The sequence below is a fragment of the Pseudomonas sp. KCJK9058 genome (genome assembly GCF_046230975.1).
Classification (GTDB): domain Bacteria; phylum Pseudomonadota; class Gammaproteobacteria; order Pseudomonadales; family Pseudomonadaceae; genus Aquipseudomonas; species Aquipseudomonas alloputida.
The window spans coordinates 131,342-147,597 of record NZ_JBJJLR010000007.1 but is presented as its reverse complement, the minus strand read 5'-3'; the positions used below and the strand labels follow the sequence as shown (position 1 = coordinate 147,597).

General features: G+C 61.6%; 13 protein-coding genes. All 13 read left to right on the top strand.

Going from position 1 to position 16,256, the window contains the following annotated elements; genetic code table 11:
- Positions 1 to 1,039, top strand: a 1,039-nt coding sequence (gene bamA, locus ACK59Z_RS07080; RefSeq protein ID WP_144179951.1) for an outer membrane protein assembly factor BamA, incomplete at its 5' end; no start/stop codon positions are given.
- Between the two features lie 44 nt (positions 1,040 to 1,083).
- Entirely contained in the window at positions 1,084 to 1,587 is a 504-nt protein-coding gene (locus tag ACK59Z_RS07075; protein WP_003252311.1) for an OmpH family outer membrane protein, read from the top strand.
- A gap of 1 nt (position 1,588) precedes the next feature.
- Positions 1,589 to 2,644 (top strand): UDP-3-O-(3-hydroxymyristoyl)glucosamine N-acyltransferase, encoded by a 1,056-nt coding sequence (gene lpxD / locus ACK59Z_RS07070; RefSeq protein WP_003252312.1) that lies wholly within the window; start codon positions 1,589 to 1,591, stop codon positions 2,642 to 2,644.
- Between the two features lie 114 nt (positions 2,645 to 2,758).
- Positions 2,759 to 3,199 (top strand): 3-hydroxyacyl-ACP dehydratase FabZ, encoded by a 441-nt coding sequence (gene fabZ / locus ACK59Z_RS07065; RefSeq protein WP_003252314.1) that lies wholly within the window; start codon positions 2,759 to 2,761, stop codon positions 3,197 to 3,199.
- Positions 3,196 to 3,972 carry an acyl-ACP--UDP-N-acetylglucosamine O-acyltransferase gene (gene lpxA, locus ACK59Z_RS07060; RefSeq protein WP_003252316.1) on the top strand — a complete coding sequence of 259 codons (777 nt, stop codon included), beginning with the start codon at positions 3,196 to 3,198 and terminating at the stop codon, positions 3,970 to 3,972. Before fabZ ends, lpxA begins: the two co-directional genes overlap by 4 nt.
- 1 nt (position 3,973) lies before the next feature.
- On the top strand, positions 3,974 to 5,101 hold the full coding sequence (lpxB, locus tag ACK59Z_RS07055) for a lipid-A-disaccharide synthase (protein ID WP_003252318.1): 1,128 nt from the start codon (positions 3,974 to 3,976) through the stop codon (positions 5,099 to 5,101).
- Between the two features lies 1 nt (position 5,102).
- On the top strand, positions 5,103 to 5,726 hold the full coding sequence (gene rnhB / locus ACK59Z_RS07050) for a ribonuclease HII (protein WP_108191567.1): 624 nt from the start codon (positions 5,103 to 5,105) through the stop codon (positions 5,724 to 5,726).
- A gap of 186 nt (positions 5,727 to 5,912) precedes the next feature.
- Positions 5,913 to 9,437 carry a DNA polymerase III subunit alpha gene (dnaE, locus tag ACK59Z_RS07045; protein ID WP_054888937.1) on the top strand — a complete coding sequence of 1,175 codons (3,525 nt, stop codon included), beginning with the start codon at positions 5,913 to 5,915 and terminating at the stop codon, positions 9,435 to 9,437.
- A 106-nt stretch (positions 9,438 to 9,543) separates the two neighbouring features.
- Positions 9,544 to 10,491 (top strand): acetyl-CoA carboxylase carboxyltransferase subunit alpha, encoded by a 948-nt coding sequence (locus ACK59Z_RS07040; RefSeq protein WP_003252323.1) that lies wholly within the window; start codon positions 9,544 to 9,546, stop codon positions 10,489 to 10,491.
- Positions 10,492 to 10,660: 169 nt separating this feature from the next.
- Positions 10,661 to 11,944 carry a tRNA lysidine(34) synthetase TilS gene (gene tilS / locus ACK59Z_RS07035; RefSeq protein ID WP_409292684.1) on the top strand — a complete coding sequence of 428 codons (1,284 nt, stop codon included), beginning with the start codon at positions 10,661 to 10,663 and terminating at the stop codon, positions 11,942 to 11,944.
- Between the two features lie 267 nt (positions 11,945 to 12,211).
- Positions 12,212 to 13,840 carry a CTP synthase gene (locus tag ACK59Z_RS07030; RefSeq protein WP_003252329.1) on the top strand — a complete coding sequence of 543 codons (1,629 nt, stop codon included), beginning with the start codon at positions 12,212 to 12,214 and terminating at the stop codon, positions 13,838 to 13,840.
- Positions 13,841 to 13,843: 3 nt separating this feature from the next.
- Entirely contained in the window at positions 13,844 to 14,689 is an 846-nt protein-coding gene (gene kdsA / locus ACK59Z_RS07025) for a 3-deoxy-8-phosphooctulonate synthase (RefSeq protein WP_108191565.1), read from the top strand.
- A 154-nt stretch (positions 14,690 to 14,843) separates the two neighbouring features.
- On the top strand, positions 14,844 to 16,133 hold the full coding sequence (gene eno, locus ACK59Z_RS07020) for a phosphopyruvate hydratase (protein WP_003252333.1): 1,290 nt from the start codon (positions 14,844 to 14,846) through the stop codon (positions 16,131 to 16,133).
- The last annotated feature ends 123 nt before the right edge of the window (positions 16,134 to 16,256 follow it).

Genomic DNA, 16,256 nt, shown 5'->3' with positions numbered 1-16,256 from the left:
CTCGATCAGCCAGAGCAACTTCCTCGGTACTGGTAACAAGGTGTCCATCGGCCTGACCCGTTCGGAATACCAGACCCGTTACAACTTCGGCTTCGTTGATCCCTACTTCACTGCCGATGGCGTCAGCCTGGGCTACAACGCCTTCTACCGCAGCACCGATTACGACGACCTCGACGTCGATGTTGCCAGCTACGCGGTGGACAGCTACGGTGCCGGCGTCAGCCTGGGCTACCCGATCAGCGAAACCTCGCGCCTGACCTACGGCCTGAGCGTGCAGCAGGACAAGATCAAGACCGGCAAGTACACCGTTGACGAGATCTTCGACTTCCTCGAGCAGGAAGGTGACAACTTCCTGAACTTCAAGGCCTCCATCGGCTGGTCCGAGTCGACCCTGAACAAAGGCGTACTGGCCACCCGTGGTCACTCGCAAAGCCTGACCCTGGAGTCCACCGTTCCGGGCAGCGACCTGTCGTTCTTCAAGCTTGACTACCGTGGCCAACTGTTCAAGCCGATCACCAGCGACTACACCCTGCGCCTGCATACCGAGCTGGGCTATGGTGATGGGTACGGCAGCACCTCCGGCCTGCCGTTCTACGAGAACTATTTCGCGGGTGGTTTCAACTCCGTCCGTGGCTTCAAGGACAGCAGCCTGGGCCCGCGCAGTACCCCGAGCATCGGCGAGGCCGCAGGTGGCAAGCCAGGCACCATCGCCGACCCGGATCAGGATCCGTTGCCGTTTGGTGGTAACGTGCTGGTGCAAGGCGGTGCCGAGCTGCTGTTCCCGCTGCCGTTCGTCAAGGACCAGCGTTCACTGCGCACTTCCGTGTTCTGGGACGTGGGTAACGTGTTCGACACCAATTGCGGCAACAAACCTGATTGCGAGAAGGTCGGGTTCTCGGGCATGGCCAGTTCGGTCGGCCTTGGCGTGACCTGGATTACCGCACTGGGCCCGTTGAGCTTCAGCCTGGCAATGCCGGTCAAGAAGCCGGACGATGCCGATACCCAGGTGTTCCAATTCTCTCTGGGCCAGACCTTCTAAGGTCGGCCCTTGCTTAATGACAACGGTTTATCCAGGAGTGCATCGTGCGTAAATTGGCTCAATTGGCCGTAGTGGCCGCGGCGCTGGTCGCCACCCCGGCTTTCGCCGAAATGAAGGTTGCCGTCCTGAACTACCAGATGGCCCTGCTCGAGTCGGATGCCGCCAAGAAGTATGCGGTTGATGCCGAGAAGAAATTCGGTCCGCAACTGACCAAGCTGAAAAGCCTGGAAAGCAGTGCCAAGGGCATCCAGGACCGCCTGATCAAGGGCGGCGACAAGATGCAGCAGCAGGAGCGTGAGCGCCTGGAGCTCGAGTTCAAGCAAAAGGCCCGCGATTTCCAGTTCCAGTCCAAGGAACTGAACGAAGCCAAGGCCGTTGCTGATCGCGACATGCTCAAGCAACTGAAGCCGAAGCTGGATGGTGCTGTCGAGGAAGTGATCAAGAAGGGCGGCTACGACCTGGTCCTCGAGCGTGGTGCGGTCATCGATGTCAAACCTCAGTACGACATCACCCGCCAAGTCATCGAGCGCATGAACCAAGCCCGTTGATATGAGTGTGACCATGACGCTAGGCCAGCTGGCCGAGGTACTCGGAGCTACCCTCAAGGGGCCCGAGGCGCTGCAGATTACCGGGTTGGCCACCTTGCAAGAGGCCGGCCCGACGCAGTTGAGCTTCCTCGCCAACCCGCAGTACCGCAAGTACCTGGACAACAGCCAGGCCGGCGCGGTGCTGCTCAAGGCGGCGGATGCCGAAAGCTTTGCCGGCAATACCCTGGTCGTGGCGGACCCGTACCTGGCTTACGCGCGGATTTCCCACCTGTTCGATCCCAAACCCAAGGCTGAGGCGGGAATACATCCCAGCGCCGTGGTGGCGGAAGATGCCCAGGTGGACGCCAGCGCCAGCATCGGGCCGTTCGCGGTCATCGAAAGTGGTGCGCGCATCGGCGCCAACGTCAGCATCGGCGCACACTGCTTCATTGGTGCCCGCTGTGTGGTCGGTGAAGGTGGTTGGCTGGCACCGCGGGTCACGCTGTATCACGACGTGACCATCGGTAAGCGTGTGGTCATCCAGTCGGGTGCCGTGATCGGCGGTGAGGGCTTCGGCTTTGCCAACGAGAAGGGTATCTGGCGCAAGATTGCACAGATCGGTGGCGTAACCATTGGTGATGACGTTGAGATCGGTGTCAATACGGCTGTCGACCGTGGCGCGCTGTCCGATACCCGGATCGGCGACGGGGTCAAGCTGGATAACCAGATCCAGATCGCTCACAACGTGCAGATCGGTGATCACACTGCCATGGCCGCTTGCGTCGGAATCTCCGGCAGCACGCGCATCGGCAAGCACTGCATGCTGGCCGGTGGTGTGGGGCTGGTTGGGCACATCGATATTTGCGATAACGTTTTCGTTTCCGGAATGACCATGGTTACCCGTTCGATCACTGAACCGGGTTCCTATTCTTCCGGCACTGCCATGCAGCCGCTGGCTGACTGGCGCAAGAGCGCCGCGCGTATCCGCCACCTGGACGACATGGCCAAGCGTCTCCAGCAGCTGGAAAAACGCGTCGATACCGTGACCTCAGGTGGCCTGCCGACATCAGAAGGCTGATACCATTCCCTGAGCAAGAGTGAACAGTCGCTAGCTGGCTCCTCTTTGGATTGCAAAAGGAGCGTGTGGTCAGCACCTGCGCTCCCTATTCTTATTACAGGCTTCCCCACCGAAATGATGGACATCAACGAGATTCGCGAATACCTGCCTCACCGCTACCCGTTTCTGCTGGTAGACCGTGTGACGGATCTGGACTTCGAGGCCCAGAGCATTCGTGCCTACAAGAATGTCAGCATCAATGAGCCGTTTTTCAATGGCCACTTCCCGGCACACCCGATCATGCCGGGTGTCCTGATCATCGAAGCCATGGCCCAGGCGGCCGGCATCCTTGGTTTCAAGATGCTCGATGCCAAGCCGGCCGATGGCACCCTGTACTACTTTGTCGGTTCCGACAAACTGCGTTTCCGTCAGCCGGTTCTGCCGGGTGACCAGCTTGTGCTGGAGGCCAAGTTCCTCAGCCGTAAAAGCATGATCTGGAAGTTCGAGTGCCGCGCCCTTGTCGATGGCAAGCCGGTCTGCTCGGCAGAAATCACCTGCGCGGAACGCTCCCTATGAATTCGATTGATCCTCGGGCCATTATCGATCCGTCGGCCAAGCTGGCCGACGGCGTCGAGGTCGGCCCTTGGTCGATCGTTGGCCCTGATGTCGAAATCGGGGAGGGCACCGTTATCGGCCCGCATGTTGTGCTCAAAGGCCCGACCCGCATCGGCAAGCACAACCGTATCTTTCAGTTTTCCTCGATCGGTGAAGACACCCCGGACCTTAAGTACAAGGGTGAGCCGACGCGCCTGGTGATCGGCGATCACAATGTGATTCGCGAAGGGGTGACCATCCACCGCGGTACTGTTCAGGACCGCTCGGAAACCACCGTGGGTGACCATAACCTGATCATGGCCTATGCCCACATTGGCCACGACAGTGTCATCGGCAACCACTGCATCCTGGTCAACAACACGGCGTTGGCCGGTCATGTACATGTGGGTGACTGGGCGATCCTGTCCGGTTACACCCTGGTTCACCAGTACTGCCATATTGGCGCCCACGCGTTTTCCGGCATGGGCACGGCCATTGGCAAGGACGTTCCGGCCTTCGTTACCGTGTTCGGCAGCCCGGCCGAAGCCCGCAGCATGAACTTCGAGGGCATGCGCCGCCGCGGTTTCAGCGACGAGGTGATCCATGTGCTGCGTCGTTGCTACAAGATTGTCTACCGTCAGGGCCTGACCGTCGAAGACGCGCTCAAGGAGCTGGCCGAACCGGCCACGCAACACCCTGAGGTCGAGCTGTTCCGTCAGTCGATCCTGAGCTCCGCTCGCGGCATCACGCGCTGATATGGCCCAGCTTTGCGTAGCGCTGGTCGCCGGTGAGGCCAGTGGCGATATTCTTGGTTCAGGCTTGATGCGTGCCCTCAAGGCACGCCACCCCGACGTGCGGTTCATCGGGGTTGGCGGCCCCTTGATGGAAGCTGAGGGCCTGCAATCCTATTTCCCCATGGAGCGCCTGGCCGTCATGGGGCTGGTCGAGGTACTCGGGCGCCTGCGCGAGCTGCTCAAGCGCCGCAAGTTGCTGATCCAGACCCTGATCGAAGAAAAACCCGACGTATTCATCGGCATCGACGCCCCTGACTTCACCCTCAACATCGAACTGAAGCTGCGCCAGGCCGGGATCAAGACCGTGCACTATGTCAGCCCGTCAGTGTGGGCATGGCGGCAAAAGCGCGTGCTGAAGATCCGCGAAGGCTGCGACCTGATGCTGACGCTGCTGCCGTTCGAGGCGCGGTTCTACGAAGAGCAGGGTGTGCCAGTGCGTTTTGTTGGCCACCCGCTGGCAGACACCATCCCGCTTGAAGCCGACCGCCCGGCCGCGCGCGCCGCGCTGGGCCTGGGCGAGGGGCCGGTGGTGGCGTTGATGCCGGGCAGTCGGGGGGGCGAAGTAGGGCGCCTGGGCGCGTTGTTCCTCGACGCCGCCGAGCGCCTTTGCCAACAAGTGCCGGGTGTGCGCTTCGTGTTGCCCTGCGCCAACGCCACGCGGCGCACCCAGATCGAACAGATGCTTGAAGGGCGCCAACTGCCGCTGACCCTGCTCGATGGTCAGTCGCACCAAGCCCTGGCAGCCTGTGACGCGGTGCTGATCGCCTCGGGTACCGCCACCCTCGAGGCGCTGCTGTACAAGCGGCCGATGGTGGTGGCGTACCGCCTGGCGCCCTTGACCTTCTGGATTCTCAAGCGTCTGGTGAAAAGCCCTTACGTGTCATTGCCGAACCTGCTGGCCCAGCGAGAGCTGGTGCCTGAGTTGCTGCAGGACGACGCTACCAGTGAAGCGCTGGCCAACACCCTGGCGCCGCTGGTGCGCGATGGAAGCCAGCAGACCGAACGTTTCGACGAAATTCACCGCACCCTGCGCCGTGACGCCTCCAATCAGGCGGCCGAGGCGGTACTGGCCCTGCTCAAGGACCGCTGACATGCAAATTGGACTGGACTTCAACCTGGTAGAAGACCTGGTCGCCGGCGTTGACGAAGTGGGCCGTGGCCCGCTGTGCGGCGCGGTGGTAACGGCGGCCGTGATTCTTGATCCCGCGCGGCCGATTCTCGGTCTGAACGACTCGAAAAAACTCACCGAAGCCAAGCGTGAGGCGCTGTTCGACGAGATCTGCGAAAAGGCCTTGAGCTTCTGCGTCGCCCGCGCCGAGGTCGAGGAAATCGACAGCCTGAACATCCTGCAGGCCACCATGCTGGCCATGCAGCGCGCAGTGGAGGGCTTGCACATTACGCCGAAGCTGGCCCTGATCGATGGCAATCGCTGCCCGAAGCTGGCGGTGCCGGCAGCACCGGTGGTCAAGGGGGATAGCCAGGTGCCGGCCATTGCGGCGGCATCGATCCTGGCCAAGGTGACCCGTGATCGGGAGATGAGTGCGTTCGAACTGATCTACCCGGGTTATGGCATTGGCGGGCACAAGGGTTACCCAACGCCGGTGCACCTCGAGGCCCTGGCTCGGCTTGGGCCTACGCCCATCCACCGGCGTTCCTTCGCCCCTGTGCGGGCGGCTTGGGAAGCGCGCGAAGGCGTCACCGATTCCCTGATCTGACCTGTTGGGGCCGCTTTGCGGCCCTTCGCGGTCACGCCCGCTCCAACAGGATTCATCGGGCTGAGCAGCGGTGGCGTACCTGTGGGGGCGGGCGTGCCCGCGAAGGGCTGCAAAGCAGCCCCAAAAAAAGCCCCCAGTTAGGCTACAATCCCGCCCTTGTCGTTAAGCTCTGCTACAGGATCTTCCATGTCGGTTCCCTTCGTTCACCTGCGCGTCCATTCCGAATTCTCGCTGGTCGACGGCCTGGTGCGGATCAAACCGCTGGCCAAGGCGCTGACCGGGATGAACATGCCGGCGGTCGCGATCACCGATCAGAGCAACATGTGCTCGCTGGTGAAGTTCTACAAGACGGCCATGGGCGCCGGCATCAAACCGATCTGCGGTGCCGACCTGTGGCTGGCCGGTGCCGACCCGGAAGCCCCGCTGTCGCGCATCTGCTTCCTGGCCATGGACCCCAAGGGCTATCGCAACCTCACCGAACTGATCTCGCGCGGCTGGACCGATGGCCAGCGCAACGGCCTGGTCATCCTCCAGCGTGAATGGATCGCCCCGGCCAGCGAGGGCCTGATTGCCCTGTCCGCGGGCAAGGAAGGCGACATTGGCATGGCGCTGCTGGCGGGTCGGCAAGACGAAGCCGAAGTGCTTCTTCAAGACTGGATGGGCATGTTCCCCGAGCGCTTCTACGTTGAAGTGCAGCGCACCAATCGGGCACGCGACGAAGAATACGTGCACGCGGCGGTGGCATTGGCCGACAAGCTTGGCGCCCCGCTGGTGGCTACCAACGACGTACGTTTCATCAAGCAGACGGACTTTGACGCCCACGAAACCCGCGTCTGTATCGGTGAGGGCTGGACCCTCGATGACCCGCGCCGTCCGCGTTGCTACAGCGACCAGCAGTACCTGAAGTCGGCCGAGGAAATGGCCGAGCTCTTCAGCGACCTGCCCGACGCCATCGCCAACACCGTCGAAATTGCCAAGCGCTGCAACATCCAGGTACAGCTGGGCAAGTACTTCCTGCCTGACTTCCCCACGCCCAACGGCATGGGCATCGACGACTACCTGCGGCATGTGTCCCACGAAGGCCTGGAAGAGCGCCTGGCCGTGCTGTGGCCGAAAGAGACCACGCCCAATTATGAAGAAAAGCGTCAGGTTTACCTGGACCGCCTGAAGTTCGAGCTGGACATCATCATCCAGATGGGCTTCCCCGGTTACTTCCTGATTGTTATGGACTTCATCAAGTGGGCCAAGAACAACGACGTACCGGTTGGCCCGGGCCGCGGTTCGGGTGCTGGCTCGCTGGTGGCCTATGTACTGAAGATCACCGATCTCGACCCGCTGGCCTACGACCTGCTGTTCGAGCGCTTCCTCAACCCTGAACGTATTTCCATGCCCGACTTCGACGTCGACTTCTGCATGGACGGCCGTGACCGGGTGATCGACTACGTGGCCGAGGCCTACGGCCGTAATGCGGTGAGCCAGATCATCACCTTCGGTACCATGGCCGCCAAGGCGGTGGTGCGTGACGTGGCGCGGGTGCAAGGCAAATCCTATGGCCTGGCCGACCGCCTGTCGAAGATGATCCCCTTCGAAGTGGGCATGACCCTGGAGAAGGCCTACGAGCAGGAAGAAATCCTGCGTGACTTCCTCAAGGGCGACGAAGACGCCCGTGAAATCTGGGACATGGCCCTGAAGCTGGAGGGTGTGACCCGGGGTACCGGCAAGCACGCCGGTGGTGTGGTTATCGCACCCACCAAGCTCACCGACTTTTCGCCGATCGCCTGTGATGAAGAGGGTGGTGGCCTGGTAACCCAGTTCGACAAGGATGACGTCGAGGCCGCCGGCCTGGTGAAGTTCGACTTCCTCGGCCTGCGTACCTTGACCATCATCAAGTGGGCGATGGAGATCATCAACCGCGAGCAGGCCAAGAAGAACCTGCCCGACCTCAACATCGACTTCATCCCGCTGGACGACCGCAAGACCTACGAGCTGCTGCAGAAGGCCGAAACCACGGCGGTGTTCCAGCTGGAATCGCGCGGCATGAAGGAGCTCATCAAGAAGCTCAAGCCCGACTGCCTGGAAGACCTGATCGCACTGGTTGCGTTGTTCCGCCCGGGCCCGCTGCAATCGGGCATGGTGGACGACTTCATCAACCGCAAGCACGGCCGCGCCGAGCTGGCCTACCCGCACTCCGACTACCAGTACGAAGGCCTCAAGCCGGTACTGGCGCCAACCTACGGCATCATCCTGTACCAGGAACAGGTGATGCAGATCGCCCAGGTGATGGCAGGTTATACCCTGGGTGGCGCCGACATGCTGCGCCGGGCCATGGGTAAGAAAAAGCCCGAGGAAATGGCCAAGCAGCGCGGTGGTTTCATCGAAGGTTGCGTAGCCAACAATATCGATGCGGACCTCGCCGGTAACATCTTCGACCTGGTAGAGAAGTTCGCGGGCTACGGATTCAACAAATCCCACTCCGCCGCCTATGGCCTGGTGTCGTACCAGACCGCCTGGCTGAAAACCCACTACCCGGCGCCGTTCATGGCCGCGGTCCTGTCGGCGGATATGCACAACACCGACAAGGTGGTGGTGCTGGTGGAGGAGGTGCGCAGCATGAAGCTGCGCCTCGACGCGCCGGACGTGAATTTCTCGGACTTCAAGTTCACCGTCAACAACGACGGCCGTATCGTCTACGGCCTTGGTGCCATCAAGGGTGTCGGCGAAGGCCCGGTGGAGGCGATTGTCGAGGCCCGTGCCCAAGGCGGTCCCTTCAAGGACCTGTTCGATTTCTGTGAACGCATCGACCTCAAACGGGTCAACAAACGTACCCTTGATGCGCTGGTGCGCAGTGGCGCGCTGGACCGCCTTGGTCCGCACTTCCATGACGAGATCAAGGCCTACCACGCCAACATCGACATCAACCGGGCAACCTTGCTGTCGGCGCTGGGCGAGGCCATCAAGGCAGCCGAGCAGGCCGCACACACCGCTGACAGTGGTCATGTCGACCTGTTCGGCAGCATGTTCGACGCGGCAGATGTCGATGTGTATGCCAACCACCGCAAGGTGCGCGAGCTCACCCTCAAGGAGCGTCTGAAGGGGGAGAAGGACACCCTTGGCCTGTACCTCACCGGCCACCCGATCGACGAGTACGAGACCGAGATCCGTCGCTTCGCCCGCCAGCGCATCGTCGACCTCAAGCCGTCGCGCGAAACCCAGACCATCGCGGGCATGATCATTGCGCTGCGGGTGATGAAGAACAAGAAGGGCGACAAGATGGGCTTCGTCACCCTGGATGACCGTTCCGGGCGGATCGAGGCATCGCTGTTTGCCGATGCCTTCATGGCGGCACAGTCCTTGCTGCAGACCGATGCGATGGTGGTGGTGGAAGGCGAGGTCAGCAATGACGACTTCTCCGGGGGCTTGCGCCTGCGGGTGAAGCAGGTGATGACCATGGAAGACGCGCGCACCAAGCTGGCCGAGAGCCTGCGCCTGAAGGTGGCGCATGACGCACTGAAGGGCGACCGGCTGAAGTGGCTGGGCGAGCTGATCACCCGCCATCGCGGTGCCTGCCCGATCACGCTGGAGTACACCGGCAGCGACGCCAAGGCCATGCTGCAGTTTGGCGAGCAGTGGGCGATCGATCCGGCCGATGGGCTGATTCAGGCGCTGCGTGACCAGTTCGGGCGTGAGAACGTCTTCCTGCAATATCGTTGAACCGACAAAAATTTAATCTCGACCTGAATGCGCCTGATCCCTTAAGGTATGGCGCCAAACGGATCAACCGGCCGGCCGCCTGGCCGTAGACCCAAGACGGATGACTATGAACCCGAATTTCCTCGACTTCGAACAGCCGATTGCCGACCTGCAAGCCAAGATCGAAGGCCTGCGCCTGGTGGGCAACGACAACTCGCTGAACATCAGCGATGAAATTGCCCGTCTGCAAGACAAGAGCAACACCCTGACCGAAAGCATCTTCGGCAACCTGACCAGCTGGCAGATCGCCCGCCTGGCCCGTCACCCGCGTCGTCCATACACCTTGGACTACCTGGAGCACATCTTCACCGAGTTCGAAGAGCTGCACGGGGACCGTCACTTCTCTGACGACGCCGCCATCGTGGGTGGTACTGCGCGTCTGGACGGCAAGCCGGTCATGGTCATTGGCCACCAGAAGGGCCGTGAAGTGCGCGAGAAAGTGCGTCGCAACTTCGGCATGCCGCGCCCGGAAGGTTACCGCAAGGCCTGTCGCCTGATGGAAATGGCCGAACGCTTCAAGATGCCGATCCTGACCTTCATCGACACGCCGGGCGCCTACCCGGGCATCGACGCCGAAGAGCGCAACCAGAGTGAAGCCATCGCCTGGAACCTGCGGGTCATGGCACGCCTGAAAACCCCGATCATCGCTACCGTGATCGGTGAGGGTGGTTCCGGTGGGGCACTGGCCATTGGCGTGTGCGACCAACTGAACATGCTGCAGTACTCCACCTACTCGGTTATCTCGCCGGAAGGCTGTGCTTCGATTCTGTGGAAAACGGCCGATAAAGCAGCAGACGCGGCCGAGGCCATGGGCATCACCGCCGAGCGTCTGAAGAGCCTGAACATTGTCGACAAGGTCATCCAGGAGCCGCTGGGCGGCGCCCACCGTGATCCGGCCAAGATGTCCGAAAGCATCCGTGCCGATCTGGTGCAGCAGCTGGACATGCTCGGCAAGTTCGACAACGATGCGCTGTTGGCCCGTCGTTACGAGCGCCTGATGAGCTACGGCCTCTGATTCTGATTAGCCCTGGGGCCGTTTTGCGGCCCTTGTGATTGATGGCACCGGCTTCGCCGGTGTTCGCGGGTAAACCCGCTCCTACAGGTTGCACTGCCCTTGAGGCTTGCGCCGTACATGTGGGCGCGGGCATGCCCGCGAATGCTTTCTTGAATCGAGCGAGGGCTAGATGATCAACCTCACTCCTTGGCTCAACGCCCCCACCTGGCACGTCGCCTTCTCCGGCGGCCTCGATTCCACCGTCCTCCTGCACCTGCTGGCCGAATACGCCCGCAACCACGCGTCCCCCCCGCTGCGCGCCATCCATATCCACCACGGCCTGCAAGCCGCTGCCGACGCCTGGCCCACCCACTGCCAAGCCATCTGCGACAATTTCGACGTTGAACTCCAGGTCATCCACGTCCAGGTCTCCCCTGGCGCCAGCCTGGAACAGGCGGCCCGAGAGGCCCGCTATGCCGCCTTCAGGCAAGTGCTCGGCCCGGGCGATATCCTGTTCACCGGCCAGCACCGCGACGACCAGGCCGAGACCCTGCTGTTCCGCCTGTTGCGCGGCGCCGGCCTGCGTGGCCTGGCGGCAATGCCGGGGCAGCGGGCGCTGGGGCAGGGCAGCCTGGTCAGGCCGTTACTGGCCTGTTCCCGGCAACATTTGCACGATTATGCCCAAGCCCAAGGGCTGACCTGGATCGAAGACCCGTCAAACGTCGACACACAATTCGCCCGCAACTACCTGCGCGGCGAAGTGATGCCGCAGTTGCAGCAACGTTGGCCACAGGCCAGCCAGAACTTCGCCCGTGCAGCAGAGCATCTGGGCGAGGCGCTGGGTTTGCTGGACGAACTGGCCCAGGAGGATCTGGCGCTTGCGCGCAAAGGGGCGCCCCTTGCCTGGCCGGGGCTGGATTCCCTCGACCTGGCCGCCCTGCTGGCGTTATCGCCGGCCCGTCAGCGCAATGCCTTGCAGTACTGGCTTAGCCAGCGCACCCGTTTGCCCGATACCCGGCACTGGGCCGGCTGGGCAGACCTGCGCGATGCTGGTGCCGATGCCCGGCCAGTCTGGCGGCTTGCCGATGGACGGTTGGTGCGTAGCCACGGGCGCATCTGGTGGTTGAGCGGTGATTGGCTACAGCAACCGGCTGGCTCGCTGGCCTGGCCCGACCCTGATGGGCCGTTGCGGTTGCCGGGCAATGGTTGCGTGCGTCTTGTTGGCGCAGCCGTGCCGAGCGGGTTGCGCATTGCCTACCGTCAGGGGGGGGAAATGCTGGAGGTTCCCGGCCGTGGTCGGCGAGACCTCAAGCGCCTGCTCAACGAACAGCAGGTGCCGCATTTCCTGCGCTCGCGCCTGCCGTTGCTGTATCACGGCGAATGCCTGCTGGCGGTGGCCAACCTGCCCGGGCTGGTGCAGGCGGATTGCCAACTGCACTGGCAGTTACCGACGAACGCGCAAGGTTTGAGCTGAAGGGTACATTCCGGTAGACTACCCTCCCTTCTTGATACAACTTCTGTGGGTTCCGCGAAAACACAGGAGTTGCCGATTACCAAGCAGTTTTTTGCCGAGCTGATTCTGGAAATGACGAGCGAACGCCATGCCGGGTATACCCTGGCTGTACAGACGCGGCAGTTTTTCGAGATGCACTGTGATTGACGCAGGTGATCGGGGGCTTCGGCCTTCCTTCGCTTTCTCCGGCGGCGCTGGCCGCCTTAACGCAGACTTCTAGGGTTTTTCATGACGCGCTACATATTCGTCACGGGCGGTGTTGTTTCTTCATTGGGGAAAGGCATTGCCTCGGCTTCCCTGGCGGCCATCCTGGAAGCGCGGGGCCTGAAGGTCACCATGCTCAAGCTGGATCCGTACATCAACGTCGACCCGGGCACCATGAGCCCGTTCCAGCACGGTGAAGTTTTTGTCACCCACGATGGCGCCGAGACCGACCTCGACCTGGGTCACTACGAGCGGTTCATCCGCACCACCATGACCCAGAACAACAACTTCACCACTGGCCGTATCTACGAGCACGTGCTGCGTAAAGAGCGTCGTGGTGATTACCTGGGCGCGACCATCCAGGTCATCCCGCACATCACCGACGAAATCAAGCGTCGCATCATCAAGGGTGCCGGCGATGCCGACGTGGCCCTGGTGGAAATCGGCGGTACCGTGGGTGATATCGAGTCGCAGCCGTTCCTCGAGGCGATTCGCCAGCTGCGTGTCGAAGTGGGCTCCAAGCGTGCCATGCTGATGCACCTGACCCTGGTCCCGTACATCGCCACCGCTGGCGAAACCAAGACCAAGCCGACCCAGCACTCGGTCAAGGAGCTGCGCTCCATCGGCCTGCAGCCTGACGTGCTGATTTGCCGCTCCGACCACCCGGTGGATGCTTCGTCGCGTCGCAAGATCGCGCTGTTCACCAACGTTGAAGAGCGTGCGGTGATTTCGCTGGAAGACGTCGACACCATCTACAAGATCCCGGGCGTACTGCATGCTCAGGGCCTGGACGACTTCGTCGTCGAGCGCTTCGGCCTGCAGTGCAATGGCGCCGACCTGTCCGAGTGGGACAAGGTGGTTGATGCCAAGCTCAACCCGGAGCACGAAGTGACCATCGCCATGGTCGGCAAGTACATGGAGCTGCTGGATGCGTACAAATCGCTGATCGAAGCGATGAGCCACGCCGGCATCACCAACCGGACCAAGGTCAACCTGCGCTACATCGATTCGGAAGACATCGAGAACCAGGGCACCAGCCTGCTCGAAGGCGCCGATGCCATCCTGGTACCGGGCGGTTTCGGCCTGCGCGGTGTGGAAGGCAAGATCACCGCGGTGCAATACGCCCGTGAGAACAAGGTGCCGTACCTGGGTATCTGCCTGGGCATGCAGGTGGCCGTCATCGAATTCGCCCGTAACGTGATGGGCTGGAAAGACGCCAACTCCACCGAGTTCGACCGTAACAGCGGCCACCCAGTGGTCGGCCTGATCACCGAGTGGGCCGATGCCACCGGTGCCGTCGAGACCCGCGACGAGGCTTCCGACCTGGGCGGCACCATGCGCCTGGGCGCACAGGATTGCCAGCTGGCTGCCGGTTCCAAGGTGCACGACTGCTACGGCAAGGACGTGATCACCGAGCGTCACCGTCATCGCTACGAAGTGAACAACAACCTGCTGCCACAACTGGTGGAAGCTGGTCTGGTGGTTTCCGGCCGTTCCGAAGACGGCGCGCTGGTGGAAGTGGTCGAGTCCAAGGACCACCCATGGTTCGTCGCTTGCCAGTTCCACCCGGAGTTCACTTCGACGCCGCGTGACGGCCACCCGCTGTTCAGCGGCTTCGTCAAGGCAGCCCTGGCTCAGAAGAACAAGGCCTGATCGATGACCCAGAAGATCATCCGCGTCGGTAACATCGAAATCGCCAATGACAAGCCTTTCGTCCTGTTCGGCGGCATGAATGTTCTGGAGTCCCGTGACCTGGCGATGAAGGTCTGCGAAGAGTACGTGCGGGTTACCGAGAAGCTCGGTATCCCGTATGTGTTCAAGGCCAGCTTCGACAAGGCCAACCGTTCGTCGGTAACGTCCTACCGTGGCCCTGGCATGGACGAGGGGCTGAAGATCTTCGAAGAGATCAAGCGCACCTTCAACGTGCCGGTGATCACCGACGTGCACGAGCCTTACCAGGCCGAGCCCGTCGCCAAGGTATGCGACATCATCCAGTTGCCGGCTTTCCTGTCGCGGCAGACTGACCTGGTAGTGGCCATGGCCAAGACCGGCGTGGTGATCAACATCAAGAAGGCTCAGTTCCTCGCACCTCAGGAAATGAAACACATCCTGGCCAAGTGCGAAGAAGCCGGTAACGACCAGTTGATACTCTGCGAGCGTGGTTCGAGCTTCGGCTACAACAACCTGGTGGTCGACATGCTGGGCTTCGGCATCATGAAGCAGTTCGACTACCCGGTGTTCTTCGACGTGACCCACGCCCTGCAGATGCCGGGTGGCCGCGCCGATTCCGCCGGCGGCCGTCGTGCCCAGGTCACTGACCTGGCCAAGGCCGGCATGAGCCAGGGCCTGGCCGGGCTTTTCCTCGAAGCCCACCCCGATCCGGACAACGCCAAGTGCGATGGCCCATGCGCCTTGCGCCTGGATAAACTGGAGCCGTTCCTGGTCCAGCTCAAGCAATTGGACGACCTGGTGAAAAGTTTTCCGACGGTAGAAACCGCGTAAAGCTCATTTCTCGGGTAAAGTACCGCCCGATCCACCCCTGACCAGTCGGTCAGGGGCTCCCTTCATCAGGCCTGCCCAAAGCAAGTTCGCCTGGTGAACGGCAAGAATTTCCTAAGCTAAGTTGTTTTCGTCAAATTCTGGAGTGCTTACAACAATGGCAAAAATCGTCGACATCAAAGGTCGTGAAGTTCTCGATTCGCGTGGCAACCCCACTGTGGAAGCCGATGTACTGCTCGACAACGGCATCATCGGCAGCGCTTGCGCGCCGTCCGGTGCTTCTACCGGCTCGCGCGAAGCGCTGGAGCTGCGTGATGGCGACAAGAGCCGTTACCTGGGCAAGGGCGTGCTGAAGGCCGTCGCCAACATCAACGGCCCGATCCGTGACCTGCTGCTGGGCAAGGATCCTTCCGACCAGAAGGCGCTGGACCGCGCCATGATTGAACTGGACGGTACCGAGAACAAGGCCAAGCTGGGCGCCAACGCCATCCTGGCTGTTTCCCTGGCTGCCGCCAAAGCTGCTGCCCAGGACCAGGACCTGCCGCTGTACGCGCACATCGCCAACCTGAACGGCACCCCGGGCCAGTACTCGATGCCGGTTCCGATGATGAACATCATCAACGGTGGCGAGCACGCCGACAACAACGTCGACATCCAGGAGTTCATGGTTCAGCCGGTTGGCGCCAAGACCTTCTCTGACGGCCTGCGCATGGGTACCGAAATCTTCCACCACCTCAAGGCCGTCCTGAAGGCCCGTGGCCTGAACACCGCCGTAGGTGATGAAGGTGGTTTCGCCCCTAACCTGGCATCCAACGAAGACGCCCTGGGCGCCATCGCTGAAGCTGTCGAAAAAGCCGGCTACAAGCTGGGCACCGACGTGACCCTGGCCCTGGATTGCGCGGCTTCTGAATTCTACGAAGACGGCAAGTACAACCTGTCCGGCGAAGGCAAGTCGTTCGACGCCGAAGGCTTCGCCGACTACCTGAAAGGCCTGACCGAGCGTTTCCCGATCATTTCGATCGAAGACGGCCTGGACGAGTCCGACTGGGCTGGCTGGAAAATCCTCACTGACAAGATCGGTGAAAAAGTCCAGCTGGTCGGTGACGACCTGTTCGTGACCAACACCAAGATCCTCAAGGAAGGCATCGAGAAAGGCATCGGTAACTCGATCCTGATCAAGTTCAACCAGATCGGCTCGCTGACCGAAACCCTGGAAGCCATCCAGATGGCCAAGGCTGCTGGTTACACTGCAGTGATCTCGCACCGTTCCGGTGAAACCGAAGACTCGACCATTGCCGACCTGGCTGTGGGTACTGCTGCTGGCCAGATCAAGACCGGCTCGCTGTGCCGTTCCGACCGCGTTTCCAAGTACAACCAGCTGCTGCGCATCGAAGAGCAACTGGGCGCCAAAGCGGTTTACCGCGGTCGTGCCGAGTTTCGCGGCTAAGCAAGAGATGGTAAAAAGGCAGCAGCCGAAGTTGTAGGAACGTTCGTACTGAACTTTCCTACGTACTAACGGGTTTCTGTCGACGAAGCCTGGCCTCGGCCAGGCTTCGTGCTATTCGAGGCC

Bases quoted from the DNA above. Each gene is read 5' to 3' on its own strand.
- lpxD (WP_003252312.1), top strand. From the start codon at position 1,589: ATGAGTGTGACCATGACGCTAGGCCAGCTGGCCGAGGTACTCGGAGCT.
- fabZ (WP_003252314.1), top strand. From the start codon at position 2,759: ATGATGGACATCAACGAGATTCGCGAATACCTGCCTCACCGCTACCCG.
- lpxA (WP_003252316.1), top strand. From the start codon at position 3,196: ATGAATTCGATTGATCCTCGGGCCATTATCGATCCGTCGGCCAAGCTG.
- lpxB (WP_003252318.1), top strand. From the start codon at position 3,974: ATGGCCCAGCTTTGCGTAGCGCTGGTCGCCGGTGAGGCCAGTGGCGAT.
- rnhB (WP_108191567.1), top strand. From the start codon at position 5,103: ATGCAAATTGGACTGGACTTCAACCTGGTAGAAGACCTGGTCGCCGGC.
- dnaE (WP_054888937.1), top strand. From the start codon at position 5,913: ATGTCGGTTCCCTTCGTTCACCTGCGCGTCCATTCCGAATTCTCGCTG.
- ACK59Z_RS07040 (WP_003252323.1), top strand. From the start codon at position 9,544: ATGAACCCGAATTTCCTCGACTTCGAACAGCCGATTGCCGACCTGCAA.
- tilS (WP_409292684.1), top strand. From the start codon at position 10,661: ATGATCAACCTCACTCCTTGGCTCAACGCCCCCACCTGGCACGTCGCC.
- ACK59Z_RS07030 (WP_003252329.1), top strand. From the start codon at position 12,212: ATGACGCGCTACATATTCGTCACGGGCGGTGTTGTTTCTTCATTGGGG.
- kdsA (WP_108191565.1), top strand. From the start codon at position 13,844: ATGACCCAGAAGATCATCCGCGTCGGTAACATCGAAATCGCCAATGAC.
- eno (WP_003252333.1), top strand. From the start codon at position 14,844: ATGGCAAAAATCGTCGACATCAAAGGTCGTGAAGTTCTCGATTCGCGT.